This is a genomic window from Prochlorococcus marinus XMU1412, from assembly GCF_017696315.1.
Taxonomy (GTDB): domain Bacteria; phylum Cyanobacteriota; class Cyanobacteriia; order PCC-6307; family Cyanobiaceae; genus Prochlorococcus_A; species Prochlorococcus_A marinus_AF.
Genome location: NZ_JAAORJ010000004.1, coordinates 79,125 through 94,760, shown reverse-complemented (window position 1 = coordinate 94,760; position 15,636 = coordinate 79,125). Strand labels below are relative to the sequence as shown.

The window sequence follows — 15,636 nt, the reverse complement described above, 5'->3', positions numbered from 1 at the left end:
TATTTAAGATCAAGACTATTTTTTACTATTAGGTTCGAAAGGTAATCTCTTATCTGAGATAGTTGAAGCAGAAGTGGTAATTACTTCATTTTTTGCTAATAATTGTTGATCCAAAATTTTCTGTAAATTCTCAGGAAGAGCTTCTTTATTAAGCAAAAAAGTCTGAAATGCCTGGAAAATATTAGCAACAACCATGTATAGTAAAACCCCAGCTGGTAGTGGGAAAAACAAGAACATTCCAGTAATCATAACTGGTGTAATTTTATTTGCTGTGGATTGCTGTGGATTCGCAGGCATCCCCTGACTTGATAAAACTTGAGAGAGAAGTAAGGTTAACCCAAAGGCACCAACTAATGCAGCAATATCCCAATTAATTGCTCCATCTACATAAAAACCAACTTGGCCAAGAGCTTTAATAAATAAAAAACCACTTTTTGCCGCAAGACCAGGGATTTTCGCCTCTATTGTTGCATCACCCGGTTTAATTGCTGTTACTGTACCGTCTTGGGAAACCTTAAGATTTTCGGATCCTTTAGAAACCTTCCAAGTGGGGAGGAATTTAGAACCGTTGTCATATTTAGATAAAACATCCGAATAGCTATTACCATTTGTTGTTTGCAAATTTACTTTTATAGATTCTTCAGTTCCTAATTTTGTTCCACTAGGGATAGTTGCTATTACAGGAAAATGTGATTTTTCTGTAATAAATATAGAATGGCGTGGGGATTTGTAAGGTTTTGGATCAATTGCTGCTACTTGATCTTGTGGGACGACCTTGAGATTTATGCTGTAAGGAACATCAGCGAATGGAGAGCCTCTTAGGGTTGCAAACAATGCGAATAGGACAGGCATTTGGACGATTAGGGGAAGGCAACCTGCGAGGGGACTGCCAAACTCATTCATTAATTTCCCAAGTTCTTCTTGCTGTTTTTTTGGATCACCCGAAAACCTAGATTTTATTTCTGCTTGCCTTTTTTGCATTACTGGTTGGGCAATCTTCATCCTCCTTGCGCTTCTAATGGAACCAGCGCTTAGAGGGAAAAGTGCAATTCTAATGACAACTGTTAATGCAACGATTGCTAGGCCATAACTAGGGACTAAACCGTAGAAAAAGTCTAGAATAGGGATAAGTAATTTTTCAGAAATGAACCCTATCACGATATTAAAAAGAGTGTAATTTTACTAGACATTTTATTTTACAGGAAAAAAAGATTTTTGTAATTAATTTATTTAGGATTTAGTAGCAAAACCCTCTACCTCGTTAAGATTTGGGATTTGTGATCTTTTATTTATAATTTCTTCAATAAATTTTTGCTTTTCTCGGAATAAAGGTAATGATTTCATTTCAACCTTTGATCCATCGTTAAGGATAAGAACCATATCACCATATGAACCAAATCCCCTTGGTATAGATCTGATTTCTTCAATGTTACTTAATGAGACTTGTGTTTTGTTTTTACCAAACCACCCACCATCTATTGTAATTCTTTTATTTGTAATTTTATATCTTAACCACAATGCTCTAACTATTGCGGCAAAGGTAAATGGCAAACCAAGTATAGTGATTCCTGCTAGTAGATTTATTATTAAATCACTTTTAGCAGGACCACCTTCATAAAAGGTTTCTTCATTCATGTTAATCATTTGATTAGACGAGATTTGAACATTAAGTTTTGAAATTCCTCCAAAAGTGTACTTTTATCATTGCAGAAATCCCCAAATTTAAGGTTAACAAGTAACCAATAAGGTTTGTGGTTATTAATTTTTTGAATGTTTGTTAATAACCACTCTTGCAGAATTCTTCTTAATTTATTTCTTTCTACAGCTTTTTTAGAAACTTTTTTGCTAATAGCAATTGCAACCCTAAAACTGTTTGAAGTATCTTTAAATTTATGGGTTAAGAGTATTGCTGGATTTGATCTTGCAACTTTAAATGTCATTAATTTTCCATGATATGTTATGGAATTTTTGTGAATATAATTAAAAGTCCTGTGACCTTTTAAACGCATATCCTTAGGTAAGGCCATTTAAATTAAAATTTATACAGCTATCCTTTCTCTACCTTTTTGTCTTCTGCTTTTAATAACTCTTCTACCTGTATGAGAACGCATTCTTACTCTAAAACCAGATACACGTTTTCTTTTTCTTGAAGTTCCGCCAAAAGTTCTTTTAGTCATTTGTTTAATTATCCCTATTTAATTTATCATTTAATCGATCACTATAGTCCAGCTTCCTAAATAACTTGAAAATGATTTCCCTTTAGGTTGCCCAAATGAATGAAATTGAAATAAACCTGATTTCTTTGGATTAAAGATTTTAAAGACAATTGCATAACTTTCTTTGTTAGAGGGAATTGGGCTATAGGGGTAAATATCTAATGAACGTAAGCCTGATTCATCAGTCTTGATTTCGAAATCAGCTGGAATGTCCTCTAAACATTTAGTTCTACTCTCATAACCACCTATTTTTACTTTGCAAAAACTAATTTTTTCATTATTTAGAGTGGATTTAAAGGTCTTAGGAATAGCTAGATTAATTTTTAAGAGATCAGTTCTTCTATCAGATGGCCTCAAGAAAAAATAAATTGTATTTCTAAATCTCCTTCTTTTTTCTTTTTGAAACCACTTTAATCTTCTATAACTATCGTCTTGATCCCACTGGAATTCCAGCCCCGCTTTAGCATCTTGGATGTTATTAAAAAAAGGAGTTAAAACTAAAATTGTGGGGATAATAAAAAATCTTAAAATTTTAAGATTTAAAGTATGTTTCTTTGTGATTTTTAACATTAAAGGAAGCGAATCTAAAGGTTTAGTTAGTGCTATTAAAGTTTAGAACAGAGATATAATTTCACTAAGGTTAACATCTATCGGCCCTTAATTTTGCAGCGCCTTTTAAATAAGGGTGCCTTATTGCATAATTTGGCGGCAATAAAACTTGAGCCATTATTCTTATACAAAAATCAACATCATTTGATACGTGCATTTGTTGGCAGTCTAAAAAGGCAACTGAATCAAGCCCATTAAATTTCCTCGCAATTGAAGCGGGGAAACATGCATTCAAGTCTTTTGTAGCTGTGAATGTAATGGATAGTATGTTCTTCTTAATTAGATTGTTTCGTGAAATTAATTCATCAATTAGTTCCACTACGGCAACTTCTATTTCCCTAATAGAATTCCCGGATGCTGTTGTAGCTCCACGGATAAATGTAATTTTATAATCATCTTTCATTTTTTCATACATATCGATTTAAGGCTTATATAACCAAAGTACTTTATTAGATGAGTCAAACTCAAAAGAGATATTATTGATAATTTTTTCAATCACTCTACTCCCAGGAATTAGTCCAAGTATTTTTTTCTTCTTCTTCCCAAATGTTAGGGGCTGAATTTTTGGATCAATATTAACCATCTCAGCAGCTAGCTCCCTTGCAACAAATTCATCTCCAACCTTATCAACAAGACCAAGTTCGAGTGCTTGTGTTCCAGTGAATATTCTTCCATCAGCAAATTTTCTTACTTCCTCAACAGGTAAATTCCTTCCTTCAGCGACAGCTTCAGTAAATTGTTTATAACTTTCATCTATAAGCCCTTGGAGTAGACCTCTACCTTCCTCACTTAGAGGTTTATCTGGAGAAAGTATGTCTTTAAATACACCGCTTTTAACTGTCTCAAATTTAATGCCGATTTTATCTAATAATTTAGATAAATTATTTCCTCTTATAATCACACCAATAGATCCTGTAATTGTGCCTGGATTAGCAACTATTTTGTCAGATGCAACACCAATGTAAACGCCTCCTGATGCTGAGATGTTCCCAAAACTAGCAATGACTTTACAACCTTTATCTTTAAGCCTTTTAATAGCAGAGTATATTTCTTGGCTATCCCCAACTGTACCCCCTGGAGAATCAATTCTCACGATTAAAGCAGGAAATTCTCTATCCTCAATTTGTTGAAGAGCTTTAAGGACTGAAACTCTTGTTGAACTTGTAATAGCCTCATCAATTACTATACGAGCTATTCTTTTTTTTGACTTTCGTCTAAAAGGCCAAATCATTCTTTTAAGGTAAATACATAAAACTACTTTAAAAAGACTATCAGCAGACCTAATGAATTCAATCCTAAATTGGTTTTTAATGATACTCCCTTTTGCACTTTGGGGTACTTCAATGGCGGCAATGACTCCTCTAGTATCAAGTGCTGGGCCAGAGTTTGTGGCTTCTTTAAGATTACTTCCTGCAGGGATTCTTGTTCTAATAACAACATATTTGTTTAAAAGAGATTTAAAAATTTATAGATGCGATTTGAAATGGTTTTTTGTTTTTACGATTGTTGATGCCACTTTTTTTCAGTTGTTTTTAACTTATGGTATTGAAAAAACTGGAGCAGGTTTAGGTTCTGTATTAATTGATTCTCAACCGCTTTTGGTAGCTATTTTAGCGAGGGCAATCTTTGGGAATTTAATTAATCCAATAGGATGGTTAGGATTACTTTTTGGCTTGGGAGGAATAGTATTTTTAGGAGTTCCACAAGAATTTTTAGGGAATTGGTGGCTGATGTCTGATAAGTCTATAAGTGATGTTGCTTTTAACTTTGGAGAATTATGGATGCTTGCAGCTTCTCTCGCTATGGCATTAGGAACAATTTTAATTAGATTCACTTGTACTAAAAGTGATCCAGTGGCAGTTACAGGTTGGCATATGGTTTTAGGCAGCTTGCCCTTAATTATTAAGCACTGCTTAAAATCAAATTTCACAATAATTCCAGATTGGTCAATATTTGATTGGGGACTTATGACATTTGCAAGTATTTTTGGAGGAGCAATAGCTTATGGATTGTTTTTCTACTTTGCCAATAATAAAGAAATAACTGGATTTAGTACTCTTGCATTTTTAACACCTGTATTTGCTCTTCTCAGTGGAGGTGTTTGGTTAGATGAAAGACTCACTACTGTGCAGTGGATAGGAGTGGTGTTTGTTCTTATCTCAGTATTTTTTGTAAGCCAGAGAAAGAGTTTATGGGAAAATAAATTTTCTGATACTACTATTTAATTAGTTTCTTTTTGTAAAAAGTCTAATAATGCGAATAGTTTTGATTAGTACTCCAATAGGGTTCATTGGGAGTGGTAAAGGTGGTGGAGTTGAATTAACTTTAAATTCTTTAGTTTCAGGTTTAATTTCTTTAGGTCATTCTGTTGAAGTTGTAGCTCCAAAAAATTCAACGTTACATGAAAGTAATGTAAAAGCAAAATTACATTTTGTGGAAGGTGAAGAACAAATTAGTTGGCAGCATCAAAATTATAACTCTCCCGTGAGTATCCCAGACAATTCTCTTTTAGCAGGAATGCTGGAAAAGGGAATAGATATTGCTAAACATGCAGATGTATTGTTAAACATGTCCTATGATTGGTTGCCTATATGGATGACTTTAAATTTAGAGATACCCATTGCACATATTATTAGTATGGGTTCTGAAAGTTCAGTAATTAGTAATTTAATCTCTAAGGTATATACTGAATATCCTAATAATTTTGCTTTTCATTCGAAAATGCAAGCTAATGATTATCCATTCATAAAAAAACCAACAATTATTGGGAATGGGTTTAATTTGGATAATTATATTTTTCAAGATTCAGTGAAGGGACCCTTGGCATGGGTTGGAAGAGTCGCTCCGGAGAAAGGTTTGGAGGATGCAGTTTATGTAGCAAATAAACTTGGCGAAAAATTAAAAGTTTGGGGATTTATAGAAGATGAGATGTATGCCTCAAAGATAGAAAAATCATTCCCTCAAGGAGCTATAGATTGGATGGGGTTTTTATCAACCGATGAATTACAAAAAGAACTTGGTAAATGCAGAGGGTTGCTAAATACTCCGAAATGGAATGAGGCATATGGGAACGTTATTGTTGAAGCTTTAGCCTGTGGGGTACCTGTTGTAGCTTATAAAAGAGGAGGACCTAGTGAAATTATTCAGCATGGCCAAACAGGTTATCTTGCTGATCCTGATGATAAAAAAAATATGCTTTCTTATGTAGAGATTATTGAAAATATAAAGCGTCAAAAATGTAGAGAATGGGTAGAAAAAAATGCCTCCGCAGATATATTTGCTAACAAGGTTGTGAACTGGCTTAATAAAGTAATGCATGAATATAAATAATATTAAATGATTCTTTTTAACTCAAAAAAAAGGCTTATAACTTTATTGATAGTTTTAGTTTGTGGGATCATTATATTTATCTTAGGTTTAGGCAGTACAGGATTGGTGGATGAAACTCCCCCTTTATTTGCCGCTGCTGCGCGTGCCATGAGTGAATCAGGTGATTGGTTAACTCCAAAAGTCAATGGAATATTCCGTTTTGATAAGCCTCCACTAATATATTGGCTCATGGGTTTTTTTTACTCATTACCGAATAATGAGATTTGGGATAGTTTCGGGACTCTCTCAGCAAGACTCCCTTCAGCTTTGGCATCATTATTTTTAATGTTGATGATTGGAGATACGTTGTTTTGTTGGCCACAGAAGAGTGATAGGCATTTCCTCACTCCAATAGTTGCCTCATTAGGCTTTGCTCTTTCTCCATTAATAATTATTTGGAGTAGAACCGCCGTGAGTGATGCCCTTTTAACTGGAACCTTAGGGATTAGCCTGCTTTTGTTTTGGAGAAGAATGGCAAGTGAAAATAATGATCAATGTATTTCAGCTTGGTTATTTTTAGGTTTTGCAATTTTAGTTAAAGGACCTGTTGCATTTGTTTTGGCATTATTGACTATTACGACTTTCTTGTTTTCCCAAAAGGATTGGGAAACTTTGCTTAGTAAGATAAACCCTAAGAAGGGTTTATTAATAACAATACTAATTAGTGTTCCATGGTACGTCTTAGAACTTCTAAAAGAGGGAAAGCCTTTTTGGGATAATTTTTTTGGTTACCATAATTTTCAAAGATATACCTCAGTTGTAAATAATCATTCAGAACCATTCTGGTTTTTTCTTTACATAATGATATTGGCTTCATTACCATTCACTCCTTTTTTGTATCATGGGATATTTAAAACCTTTAAGGATTTCTTTAAAAGTTCAAAAGAAAGTTGCAATGTCACTGAAACCCTTTATAAATATTCTCTATGTTGGTTAACGTCAGTTTTAATATTCTTTAGCCTTTCTGCAACGAAACTACCTAGCTATTGGTTGCCAGCAATTCCTGCGGCAGCATTATTAACAAGTAATAGCTTTATAAGCTTAAAAAAAATAAATAAAAGTTATTTATTTCTCTGGATCTTTAATATTTTAATTTTGTTTGGCTTCTCAATAGCATTCTTTTTCTCAAATATTTGGTTGAGTTCTATTAATGATCCCGAAATGCCTAATCTTGCATCTGAACTTATAAGCTCTGGGATTATTTTCAAAGCTAAATTGTTCTTCTCTTCATTTACCCTTCTTGCAATAATCTTATTTTCTTTAAAGTCTAGAAATATCCTCCTTTATCTACAAATTTTACTTTTAATTGGGCAATCTTATTTGATGTCGCCAATTAGAAAATTAGCAGATACTTCAAGGCAATTACCTTTAAGGAATATCTCAAAATTAATTTTAGATATTCGTGAGGGAAGGGAAACTTTAGCAATGATCGGGATAAGAAAACCTTCATTACATTATTATTCGAGACAAATAGTTTTTTATGAAGCAAACACTGAAGAGGGATTAATTAATCTGTCAGAAAGACTAAAAACTGATAGAAGAGAGAATTATGAGGATCAACCGGATTATGAATATAAATCTCTATTGGTCGTGATAGATGAATACTCTACCCGCCGAGAGCAATGGTCAAAAATTAATCATCAAAAGTTGGGCAAATTTGGGATTTATAATTTATGGCGAATTCGAAAAAGTGATTTAAATAAGTATTCTAGATTTTTAGTGAATAGTGGTTATAAATCTAACTGGGAAAATAGAAAAGTTGAAAAATTTTAACAAAGTCTTTTTTTAAGAAGAGCATTTTTTAAATCATCGATGCTGCACTTGCTTGGAATATTAATCCTATTCAAATCTTCCATTAATTCGAGATCGATGACAGAATCTTCGGCTAAAAAACTAAAAACTTCATTAATGCTTATTCCCATATCTTGAGCCATTTCTGAGATAAGCCTTAGAGTATCTCTCCTCACAGAAATCCTTAGATCTAGAGGGATATATTCATTTTCAGGGGATGCTGACTTCATAACCTAAATCTTAAGACATTATTTAGTTATCAGGATATAATCTTTACATTATTCATTATTCATGCTTTTTAGCTTTTCCATTAAGGTTGTTTAAATAAATAAATTCATGAACATTTTTAATAGAGGAATTGTAATTATTGAAATTAGAGTTGTGGTAAAAAGAATTTTTGAAGCTATTTTTTGTTTCACACCATAAGCCTCTGCCATTAATATTGTGGATATTGCTGTTGGAGTTCCTGCCTGAAGAATTACTGCAGATGATTGATAAAAGTCAAAATTTAAGAATTTGCATACTAAAAAAATAATAAACGGAAGAATAAATAACTTTAATAAAATTGAAAATTTAATTTCTTCATTTAGATCCAAAATCTTCTCGTTTTGAGTTGTGATTATTCCAAGTCTTGTTCCCACAATTATTATTGCTAAAGCAATAACAATTCTTGCTGGAATCCAAAGGTAATTGCCTAAAATTTCATTTATTTGGAAAAGATAGGCAAGAAGTACACCAATAATCCCCCTTGATGCAGGACTATTTATTAATGCATTAAATAAACCTTTGATGTTTGGAATATTATTATTTTTGGATTTTCCTTGAAGAAAAAAAGGTCCAAATATCCAAGCGAAAAGTGTTGTCCCTAAATCAAATCCTATAGTGAAATTTATAGTTGTTGAAGGTAGAAGAGCTATCGCAATGGGTATTCCAAGAAATGATGTATTACCTATTAGGCCTGCCAGCTGCAATGTGTGATTTGGAAGCCTCTTTTTAAATATTGGGATTATGTTTATCACAATTATTAAAAATCCAATTAAGGAGAATGCTAAAGATGCACTTTTAATTAGATTTATATCTATACCTTCTTTCAATAGGAGACCCATTACACTTAATGGAATTCCAAATCTTATTAGAGGTCTCGCAATATATTTTGAAATCTTTGGATTTTTTTTCCCAAGAAGAAAACCAAAGATTAAGAAAGGGATAATATTTATGAAAAGAGAGTAGATAGTATTAAAAAAATATTTATTAAAGCAATATTAACTTGCCGTAGTAAAGTCAAAAAGTTTTTTATTATTAATTAGGTATTTAAATTATTTTCCAGATTGCTTTATCAGGTATTAGAGGAGATTTATTTATATTTTCTGGTTCTTTAGTCAAAATCCTCCACGTAGGAACCCGACAAGTTACGTAAGCAGGACTTTCTATTAAAACTCCTGGTTTCTCATCAAAAGTACAAGTAAAACCCTCTTTCCAATATCCACCATTGTTAAGGCTTCCTTTAAACCAAACCCAGCATTTTGAAGTTTTCAAGATAAGAAAAATTTTCTTCTATTTTAATAAAGAATTAAGTAATAAATATAAAGTTAATTGCGTTTAAAAAATTATTTTATCTATTTTAGTATTTTGAAAAATATATTTTAGAGATTAATATCAAAAGATTTAAGATTAGGGTAATCAAATTTGCTATCAATATTGGTGTAGAAGAAATTTTGTAACCGTAAATAATCCAAGACAAAACACCGATAATAAACATTATTAATGTTGTCAAAGAAACATCATCTGCCTTTTTTGTTCTTAAAGTTTTTATCAATTGAGGTAGAAATGCCGCTGTTGTTAAAATCGCTGCAAAATATCCGAATATATCTACATTCATAAAAATATTTTAAAACTACTCTTTAATTAAATCAGTCAAAAACTTTAAAGGATCCCTCATGTTTGATGAATATCCAAGCACATCATTTGAAAAAAATTTATAAATTATTTGATTTTTATTGTTCAATAGAAGAGAAGCCCCTCTTTGAGGAAGGTATTCTTCTTTAATAATATAATCACTCCAGTTTTGAATTACTTCATTCATGTTATTTAATCTAAATGTTGCCAATTCGAATGGTCTCAAATAACCATCCCCGAAAACCTGTCTAAATGAATTACCTGAAAATTTTATAAATTTTAAAACTTCAATTTTGTCAAATTCTGAATAGATTTGCTTTGCTTTCCGGTCTCCGAGATAACCCCTAATAACTTCTTTGATTGTTTTTAAAGAATTTATTCCTGATAACATCAAAAGCATATTGATCCAACCTCCTAATCCAATATCTAATCCTCTTGAGACTTTGAGATTTTTATGAATTTGGTTATTAGAAACGACTATTAAATTTTCTTTATGAAAGCCAGTAAAGTTACAGAATTTCTCTTTCCCATTTTGGTTGCCAATAGCAATTGCAAAAATATCTAAATTTTTATCTTGATTATTATCGATAAAATTTTTCAAATTTATTGCATATTCAAGGCTATCAAAATCTCCTAATAAACCAAATAAAACAATTAATTTAAATTTTTTAAGCCCATTAAAGTTGTATTCTTCAATAAGATTTTTAATATCATTTTGAAATTTGTCAGTCACGATGGTTTAAATGTTTTATAAATTATTCTCAAAAAAATTTTCATACCTTGATTAGTATAAAATTTTACATGAAATAGTTTTTTAAGAAATTAATTTAACGTTTTTAGATTTTATTATTTTAATGTAAACATTTTGAAGTTATGACTGTAGGAATTTATTACGCAACTACAACTGGAAAAACTGAAGACGTAGCCGATCGTCTTCACAACTTTATCTCTTCAGCAGAAGCACCTAAAGATGTATCTGATGTGGATGATCTTTCGGAATTTGAAGGTCTTGATGGAATTATCTGCGGGATACCTACTTGGAATACTGGTGCCGATGAGGAAAGATCTGGAACTGCATGGGATTCAATCCTAGAGGATATTGGTGAACTAAGTTTATCAGGAAAAAAAGTTGCAATTTTTGGTTTAGGAGATTCTTCTACATATACAGAAAACTATTGTGATGCAATGGAAGAACTTCATAGCTACTTCACTAAAGCAGGCGCCGAGATGGTCGGTTACGTAGATAAATCTTCTTATACATTTGATGAGTCTAAAAGTGTTATTGGAGAAAGCTTTTGTGGATTACCTCTTGATGAGGATAGTGAATCTGATTTGACAGATTCCCGTCTTGAAACATGGGCTTCTCAGCTTAAGGGTGAAATCCCTTCATTGGGGTAAGCTTTCTCAGATATTACTTCCCTAGTTTGTAACATTTGTTCTTTTACAATATGTTTTTTTTACATAAGTAATTAAATCTGTAAAGAACATGTAAAAAAAATAGCGATAAGCAATATGCTCAATTTGCTGTTTACTTAAATCAAGTGTTACAAACTTACGGAAAATCTGATGTCACCTATGACTGGTACGCAGGGAATTCTGGTGTCGTTGGCCGTTCAGGTAAATTCATAGCTGCCCATGCTGCCCATGCAGGCCTAATGATGTTCTGGGCAGGAGCCTTTGGATTATTTGAATTGGCACGTTACGACGCCAGTATTCCAATGGGTGCACAGAAAGCAATCGTTTTGCCTCACCTAGCTGGTATTGGAATTGGTGGCGTTGAAAATGGTGTAATTACAGAACCATATGGAATTGTTGTAATTTGCACATTACATCTAATTTTTTCAGCAGTATTGGGTGCTGGGGGATTATTACATTCCAATAAATTTGCAGGTGATCTTGGAGACTACCCACAAAATAGTAAGCCACAAAAATTTGATTTCGAATGGGATGACCCAGATAAACTAACTTTTATTCTTGGTCATCATTTAATCTTTCTTGGGCTTGGAGCAATTATGTTCGTTGAATGGGCTCGTATTCATGGAATTTACGATCCAGCAATAGGATCCACAAGACAAGTTATTTACAATTTAGATATTGCCGCTATCTGGAATCATCAATTTGATTTTTTAAAAATAGATAGTCTGGAAGACGTTATGGGAGGACATGCTTTCCTAGCTTTCCTAGAAATAATTGGAGGTGTTTTCCATATTTGTACTAAACAATTTGGAGAATATACAGAATTCAAAGGGAAAGGATTACTTGGTGCTGAGGCAATTTTGTCATACTCAGTTGTTGGCGTCTCTTACATGGCTTTTGTTGCTGCTTTTTGGTGTGCTTCAAATACGACCATATATCCAGTTGATCTATATGGAGAACCTTTGAAGCTTCAATTTGAATTTGCCCCTTATTTTACTGATACAGTAGATTTAGGTTCAGGAGCATATAGCTCAAGAGCTTGGCTTGCTAATACTCATTTTTATTTGGGTTTCTTTTTCTTACAAGGTCATCTTTGGCACGCACTAAGAGCAATGGGATTTGACTTTAAGAAAATTGGTCAAGCTTTTGATAATATTGAAAATACAAAAATTACTCAAAACTAATTTAATCTAATAAAAAACCTCTCCTCTAACAGGGAGGTTTTTTTTTTGTAGAATTATTTCACGTTTTCAAAAAATTAATGGATAATCTAAAAGAAATTAATTGTAAGGAGATTTTTAAAAAGGCTTATGAAAATCGTTACACCTGGAATAATGATTTTCATGGTTACCAAGGTAAATGTATTTTCTTGAATAAGAATAATATTTATAAAGGTGAATTCGCGTTAGATAAAGATTTTAAACCAAATATTCAAAAAATAGAAGATGAGAAAGTTGTAAAAAGTATTGCCTCTCAGTTATTTGAAGTTTGTATACATAGAGTAAAGAGAGAATTTGAATCAGTGCACTCAGACAATAATTTTAATTTACTTAAAAATTCTGAAAGTGGGATTGAAATGAGTGTTTCAGGTAAGAATCAAGGTGATAAATATAGAGTTAAAAATAACTGTATTAATATGGTCTACAGAAAAATTCATGGAATTATAATAGAAATTTTTGTAGAAGAATTTTTAGATACAGGAACAGGTTCCCTTAGTAAAAAATATAGTAGTCAACAAATTGATCCAGATACACTTGAGACAAATTCTCAAAAATTAGAATATGAGGATGAATTTCTAAATATGGGTAAAAACGATTATTGGATATTAAATTCGAGGACAATAAAATACTTAAACCAAAATCAAGAAGAAGAAACACAAAAGTTTGTCTTTGAGGATCTATGCTTATTAAATTAGTTTTTTTTATTCAACCAATCTAAACCCTTTATCAAGTAGTTTTTGATATAGGAGTCTTGCTCTAAAAGCTAAAATTTGCTCCTCATTTTCATTACTAATTACATGAAAATAATTATTATCTAATTTATTTTTGCTAAAGCATACATTTGCTTCTCCTAATCTTAAAGTCCAGTTCTCTTCTTTTGCTAAATGTTGATTAGGGCCAAGATCCCAAGGACATTTTTCAGGATATTTTTCTCTTTTAGAACCCATATTATTAATTTTAACTACCCAATATTAGTAAAAATTTAAAAATATGGCTATGAAAAATAGTTGATGACTTTATCATAGAATTGTTTAATGCAATGTGATTAAAAATTTACTCTTTGGTTGCGATTAAACAATAAAATGGGTCTTTATTTAAAAAATTAAAGATATTAAGTGCTGGTTCAGTAAACTTTTTGATAATTTTTGGCTCATTAAATCCGTTTGAGATTAATACTTTTCTTACATATTTAACCCTTTCTTCTTCAGTAGATGAAGTCCATATGTTAGGAGCTTTATGCCAAAATGCTCTGTTTGAAAAAGCAATAATAATCTTGCCCTTTCTGTTCAATATTCTCGCAATTTCTTTCGTTAAATTCTCTGGATATTGTAAATATTGCCATGCGGCCACCATCAAGCAATAATCAACGCTTTCTTTATCTAGGGGAATTTGTTGACTTAAATTAAAATTTTGTATCCAATAAGAATCAAAAATTTTATTTCGTTCAAGTTCTTGTTTATTTAAACCATGTCCAATAACTTTTTTATATCTTTTCCCTTTAGGTAAATAACTATCCCAACTAGACATTAAATCAAGGACAGTTGAATTATTGTCAATTTCTCTTTCATATAATTCTGATAGATTTTGCCTGAAGTTTGCATCTAGATGATAAACAAATTTTGGATCAGAATAAAATTCTTCATCATTACTCTCATCAAGTTTTTCCCTTTGATAATTATTTAATACTTCCAAAGCAACTAATTTTGAATCAACATTTCAAATCTAGTAAAAAGAAATTCTAATTGTGTATTAGGAATTTTTTTTCATTAATAGATTAAAAATTCTCAAAAAAACTAGACATCTTTTCAAAAAAAGTTAAATTATTAATTAATGATTTAATAATGATGATTGAGTTCAAGAGGAGCAAAAAAAACAGGTCTAAAAATGCTCTTTTCAATCCTTATAAAAACGGAATAAGTTCATATGATATGGCATATCTTTCATCAAAAAGAAATTTAAAAAATAAAACTGTTTATCTAGAAAATGATTCTAAAAAAGATTATCTTGCTGCATAGAGATGCCTTATATTAATGTTTCGACTTCAGCAAAAGTAAATGAAAAAGCTAAATTACTCGAAGAAATTTCAATTCTTATTTCATCTTTAACTAATAAATCAAGAAGTTTTGTTATGGCGAAAATAGATGATAATTGTCAAATGTATTTTGATGATGAAACACCTTCTTGCTTTTTAGAAATCAAATCAATAGGTTCTCTAAATCCTTCAGAAATGGCAAAGCCAATATCAGATTTTGTATATGAGAAAATGGGGATCCCAATAGATAGGATTTATATTTCTTTCGAGGATGTACCAGCCTCGTTGTGGGCTTGGAATGGAAGGACATTTGGTTAAGAATTTTTAGATATAAAGCTTATGGAAATAAATAGTTTAGTCGATTTAAATAATCTTAGAACTGCCCCTCAATTAAGTGATAGACAAGAAAAAAAACTTTTAGAGGAACTAGAAGCAAATATTTTTAATGCCGATTGGATAACGATAGGCATAATGGCTCTTAGTGATAATAGAGCTATTGAAGCATTACAGTCAATTTCTGAGAAATATCCCTCAATTAAATTTGGTAATCTAGGTTCCCTTCATGCTGATGGAGGTGTTTTTTTAAAAGCTAATCAAAAAACTGGTAATGTTTTTGTTAGATCTGAAAATGGTCTTGGAGAAGGAATTTTAATAACATGTCAGTATGACGAAATTACCAAAGAATCTAATACTTTTGGACCATTGCCATTAGATTTGTTTACATAATTAATTCCTTATTTTTTTCAAGGATCTAATTCAATGACAGCTTATTATCGGATGATATTTTTGAGAATTTAGATTTAAAAATATTCTTTACTTTAAAGCTTTGTTATTATGACTACTGGCATTGATCTAAGTTTTTTCACTATTTTAATTTAATGTTTTTTCAGGATATAATTAAAAACTTAAATAATTTTTGGTCAGAAGAAGGTTGTTTAATTATGCAGCCTTATGATACCGAAAAAGGTGCTGGAACAATGAATCCGCATACTTTTTTAAGGGCTATTGGGCCAGAACCTTGGAGTGTGGCATACGCGGAGCCATGTAGAAGACCTACAGATGGACGTTTTGGCGATAATCCAAATAG

The 15,636-nt window shown here is 31.6% G+C and carries 24 protein-coding genes; 10 read left to right on the top strand and 14 right to left on the bottom strand.

Going from position 1 to position 15,636, the window contains the following annotated elements:
• Nucleotides 1-15: 15 nt before the first annotated feature.
• From yidC to sppA, 7 genes are all read right to left on the bottom strand, one after another.
• On the bottom strand, nt 16-1,158 hold the full coding sequence (gene yidC, locus HA152_RS07020; RefSeq protein WP_209134948.1) for a membrane protein insertase YidC: 1,143 nt from the start codon (nt 1,156-1,158) through the stop codon (nt 16-18).
• A gap of 72 nt (nt 1,159-1,230) precedes the next feature.
• Nucleotides 1,231-1,644, bottom strand: a complete 414-nt coding sequence (locus HA152_RS07015) for a PH domain-containing protein (RefSeq protein ID WP_209134946.1) — start codon at nt 1,642-1,644, stop codon at nt 1,231-1,233.
• The gene (gene rnpA / locus HA152_RS07010; RefSeq protein WP_209134944.1) at nt 1,641-2,027 is read right to left on the bottom strand and encodes a ribonuclease P protein component; all 387 of its coding nucleotides are present in this window, start codon (nt 2,025-2,027) and stop codon (nt 1,641-1,643) included. Before rnpA ends, HA152_RS07015 begins: the two co-directional genes overlap by 4 nt.
• A 12-nt stretch (nt 2,028-2,039) precedes the next feature.
• Nucleotides 2,040-2,177, bottom strand: a complete 138-nt coding sequence (gene rpmH / locus HA152_RS07005; RefSeq protein ID WP_002808184.1) for a 50S ribosomal protein L34 — start codon at nt 2,175-2,177, stop codon at nt 2,040-2,042.
• A 30-nt stretch (nt 2,178-2,207) separates the two neighbouring features.
• Nucleotides 2,208-2,786: a DUF2808 domain-containing protein gene (locus HA152_RS07000; RefSeq protein ID WP_209134942.1), complete on the bottom strand. Its 579-nt coding sequence runs from the start codon at nt 2,784-2,786 to the stop codon at nt 2,208-2,210.
• A gap of 70 nt (nt 2,787-2,856) precedes the next feature.
• A complete protein-coding gene (gene aroH / locus HA152_RS06995; protein WP_209134940.1) occupies nt 2,857-3,240 on the bottom strand; it encodes a chorismate mutase in 384 nt (127 codons plus the stop codon).
• Nucleotides 3,241-3,246: 6 nt separating this feature from the next.
• The gene (gene sppA, locus HA152_RS06990) at nt 3,247-4,056 is read right to left on the bottom strand and encodes a signal peptide peptidase SppA (RefSeq protein WP_209134938.1); all 810 of its coding nucleotides are present in this window, start codon (nt 4,054-4,056) and stop codon (nt 3,247-3,249) included.
• A gap of 52 nt (nt 4,057-4,108) precedes the next feature.
• On the opposite strand from sppA, the gene HA152_RS06985 reads away from it, so the two are divergent.
• From HA152_RS06985 to HA152_RS06975, 3 genes are read left to right on the top strand one after another with little or no spacing between them, the layout of a single operon-like run.
• Nucleotides 4,109-5,050 (top strand): DMT family transporter, encoded by a 942-nt coding sequence (locus HA152_RS06985; protein ID WP_209134936.1) that lies wholly within the window; start codon nt 4,109-4,111, stop codon nt 5,048-5,050.
• A 28-nt stretch (nt 5,051-5,078) separates the two neighbouring features.
• Entirely contained in the window at nt 5,079-6,155 is a 1,077-nt protein-coding gene (locus HA152_RS06980) for a glycosyltransferase family 4 protein (protein WP_209134934.1), read from the top strand.
• A gap of 6 nt (nt 6,156-6,161) precedes the next feature.
• Nucleotides 6,162-7,967 (top strand): ArnT family glycosyltransferase, encoded by a 1,806-nt coding sequence (locus HA152_RS06975; RefSeq protein ID WP_209134932.1) that lies wholly within the window; start codon nt 6,162-6,164, stop codon nt 7,965-7,967.
• Here the strand turns inward: HA152_RS06975 and HA152_RS06970 are convergent.
• From HA152_RS06970 to HA152_RS06950, 5 genes are all read right to left on the bottom strand, one after another.
• A complete protein-coding gene (locus HA152_RS06970) occupies nt 7,964-8,215 on the bottom strand; it encodes a CopG family transcriptional regulator (protein ID WP_209134930.1) in 252 nt (83 codons plus the stop codon). The two genes, HA152_RS06975 and HA152_RS06970, sit on opposite strands and share 4 nt — an antisense overlap.
• 90 nt (nt 8,216-8,305) lie before the next feature.
• Nucleotides 8,306-9,091: an AEC family transporter gene (locus HA152_RS06965; protein ID WP_209134928.1), complete on the bottom strand. Its 786-nt coding sequence runs from the start codon at nt 9,089-9,091 to the stop codon at nt 8,306-8,308.
• Nucleotides 9,092-9,296: 205 nt separating this feature from the next.
• On the bottom strand, nt 9,297-9,521 hold the full coding sequence (locus HA152_RS06960) for a hypothetical protein (protein WP_209134926.1): 225 nt from the start codon (nt 9,519-9,521) through the stop codon (nt 9,297-9,299).
• A gap of 85 nt (nt 9,522-9,606) precedes the next feature.
• Nucleotides 9,607-9,864 carry a SemiSWEET family sugar transporter gene (locus tag HA152_RS06955; protein ID WP_209134924.1) on the bottom strand — a complete coding sequence of 86 codons (258 nt, stop codon included), beginning with the start codon at nt 9,862-9,864 and terminating at the stop codon, nt 9,607-9,609.
• Nucleotides 9,865-9,879: 15 nt separating this feature from the next.
• Nucleotides 9,880-10,614 carry an AhpC/TSA family protein gene (locus tag HA152_RS06950; RefSeq protein ID WP_209134916.1) on the bottom strand — a complete coding sequence of 245 codons (735 nt, stop codon included), beginning with the start codon at nt 10,612-10,614 and terminating at the stop codon, nt 9,880-9,882.
• Between the two features lie 140 nt (nt 10,615-10,754).
• Between HA152_RS06950 and fldA the strand changes: the two genes are divergently transcribed.
• From fldA to HA152_RS06935, 3 genes are all read left to right on the top strand, one after another.
• Nucleotides 10,755-11,279 (top strand): flavodoxin FldA, encoded by a 525-nt coding sequence (gene fldA / locus HA152_RS06945; protein WP_025891058.1) that lies wholly within the window; start codon nt 10,755-10,757, stop codon nt 11,277-11,279.
• A gap of 143 nt (nt 11,280-11,422) precedes the next feature.
• The gene (locus HA152_RS06940) at nt 11,423-12,481 is read left to right on the top strand and encodes a chlorophyll a/b binding light-harvesting protein (protein WP_209134914.1); all 1,059 of its coding nucleotides are present in this window, start codon (nt 11,423-11,425) and stop codon (nt 12,479-12,481) included.
• A gap of 77 nt (nt 12,482-12,558) precedes the next feature.
• Complete coding sequence (locus HA152_RS06935; protein ID WP_209134912.1) at nt 12,559-13,212, top strand: DUF3386 domain-containing protein; 654 nt, start codon at nt 12,559-12,561, stop codon at nt 13,210-13,212.
• A gap of 6 nt (nt 13,213-13,218) precedes the next feature.
• Here HA152_RS06935 and HA152_RS06930 read toward each other — a convergent pair whose 3' ends face one another.
• Nucleotides 13,219-13,464: a hypothetical protein gene (locus tag HA152_RS06930; RefSeq protein WP_002807817.1), complete on the bottom strand. Its 246-nt coding sequence runs from the start codon at nt 13,462-13,464 to the stop codon at nt 13,219-13,221.
• Nucleotides 13,465-13,570: 106 nt separating this feature from the next.
• Nucleotides 13,571-14,209, bottom strand: a complete 639-nt coding sequence (locus tag HA152_RS06925) for a methyltransferase domain-containing protein (protein ID WP_209134910.1) — start codon at nt 14,207-14,209, stop codon at nt 13,571-13,573.
• A 152-nt stretch (nt 14,210-14,361) separates the two neighbouring features.
• Between HA152_RS06925 and HA152_RS06920 the strand changes: the two genes are divergently transcribed.
• From HA152_RS06920 to HA152_RS06905, 4 genes are all read left to right on the top strand, one after another.
• Nucleotides 14,362-14,532, top strand: coding sequence for a hypothetical protein (locus tag HA152_RS06920; RefSeq protein ID WP_209092066.1), 171 nt, complete (start codon nt 14,362-14,364; stop codon nt 14,530-14,532).
• Between the two features lie 2 nt (nt 14,533-14,534).
• Nucleotides 14,535-14,867 carry a phenylpyruvate tautomerase MIF-related protein gene (locus HA152_RS06915; RefSeq protein WP_209134908.1) on the top strand — a complete coding sequence of 111 codons (333 nt, stop codon included), beginning with the start codon at nt 14,535-14,537 and terminating at the stop codon, nt 14,865-14,867.
• Between the two features lie 21 nt (nt 14,868-14,888).
• Nucleotides 14,889-15,275: a DUF1824 family protein gene (locus HA152_RS06910; protein WP_209134906.1), complete on the top strand. Its 387-nt coding sequence runs from the start codon at nt 14,889-14,891 to the stop codon at nt 15,273-15,275.
• A gap of 152 nt (nt 15,276-15,427) precedes the next feature.
• Nucleotides 15,428-15,636: glycine--tRNA ligase subunit alpha (locus HA152_RS06905; RefSeq protein WP_209134904.1), on the top strand; the 209-nt coding region annotated here is incomplete at its 3' end.

Excerpts from the sequence above, each read along its gene's own strand:
- HA152_RS07015 (WP_209134946.1), bottom strand. The coding sequence starts at position 1,644 with ATGATTAACATGAATGAAGAAACCTTTTATGAAGGTGGTCCTGCTAAA.
- rnpA (WP_209134944.1), bottom strand. The coding sequence starts at position 2,027 with ATGGCCTTACCTAAGGATATGCGTTTAAAAGGTCACAGGACTTTTAAT.
- rpmH (WP_002808184.1), bottom strand. The coding sequence starts at position 2,177 with ATGACTAAAAGAACTTTTGGCGGAACTTCAAGAAAAAGAAAACGTGTA.
- HA152_RS07000 (WP_209134942.1), bottom strand. The coding sequence starts at position 2,786 with ATGTTAAAAATCACAAAGAAACATACTTTAAATCTTAAAATTTTAAGA.
- aroH (WP_209134940.1), bottom strand. The coding sequence starts at position 3,240 with ATGTATGAAAAAATGAAAGATGATTATAAAATTACATTTATCCGTGGA.
- sppA (WP_209134938.1), bottom strand. The coding sequence starts at position 4,056 with ATGATTTGGCCTTTTAGACGAAAGTCAAAAAAAAGAATAGCTCGTATA.
- HA152_RS06985 (WP_209134936.1), top strand. The coding sequence starts at position 4,109 with ATGAATTCAATCCTAAATTGGTTTTTAATGATACTCCCTTTTGCACTT.
- HA152_RS06980 (WP_209134934.1), top strand. The coding sequence starts at position 5,079 with ATGCGAATAGTTTTGATTAGTACTCCAATAGGGTTCATTGGGAGTGGT.
- HA152_RS06975 (WP_209134932.1), top strand. The coding sequence starts at position 6,162 with ATGATTCTTTTTAACTCAAAAAAAAGGCTTATAACTTTATTGATAGTT.
- HA152_RS06970 (WP_209134930.1), bottom strand. The coding sequence starts at position 8,215 with ATGAAGTCAGCATCCCCTGAAAATGAATATATCCCTCTAGATCTAAGG.
- HA152_RS06965 (WP_209134928.1), bottom strand. The coding sequence starts at position 9,091 with ATGGGTCTCCTATTGAAAGAAGGTATAGATATAAATCTAATTAAAAGT.
- HA152_RS06955 (WP_209134924.1), bottom strand. The coding sequence starts at position 9,864 with ATGAATGTAGATATATTCGGATATTTTGCAGCGATTTTAACAACAGCG.
- fldA (WP_025891058.1), top strand. The coding sequence starts at position 10,755 with ATGACTGTAGGAATTTATTACGCAACTACAACTGGAAAAACTGAAGAC.
- HA152_RS06935 (WP_209134912.1), top strand. The coding sequence starts at position 12,559 with ATGGATAATCTAAAAGAAATTAATTGTAAGGAGATTTTTAAAAAGGCT.
- HA152_RS06930 (WP_002807817.1), bottom strand. The coding sequence starts at position 13,464 with ATGGGTTCTAAAAGAGAAAAATATCCTGAAAAATGTCCTTGGGATCTT.
- HA152_RS06920 (WP_209092066.1), top strand. The coding sequence starts at position 14,362 with ATGATTGAGTTCAAGAGGAGCAAAAAAAACAGGTCTAAAAATGCTCTT.
- HA152_RS06915 (WP_209134908.1), top strand. The coding sequence starts at position 14,535 with ATGCCTTATATTAATGTTTCGACTTCAGCAAAAGTAAATGAAAAAGCT.
- HA152_RS06910 (WP_209134906.1), top strand. The coding sequence starts at position 14,889 with ATGGAAATAAATAGTTTAGTCGATTTAAATAATCTTAGAACTGCCCCT.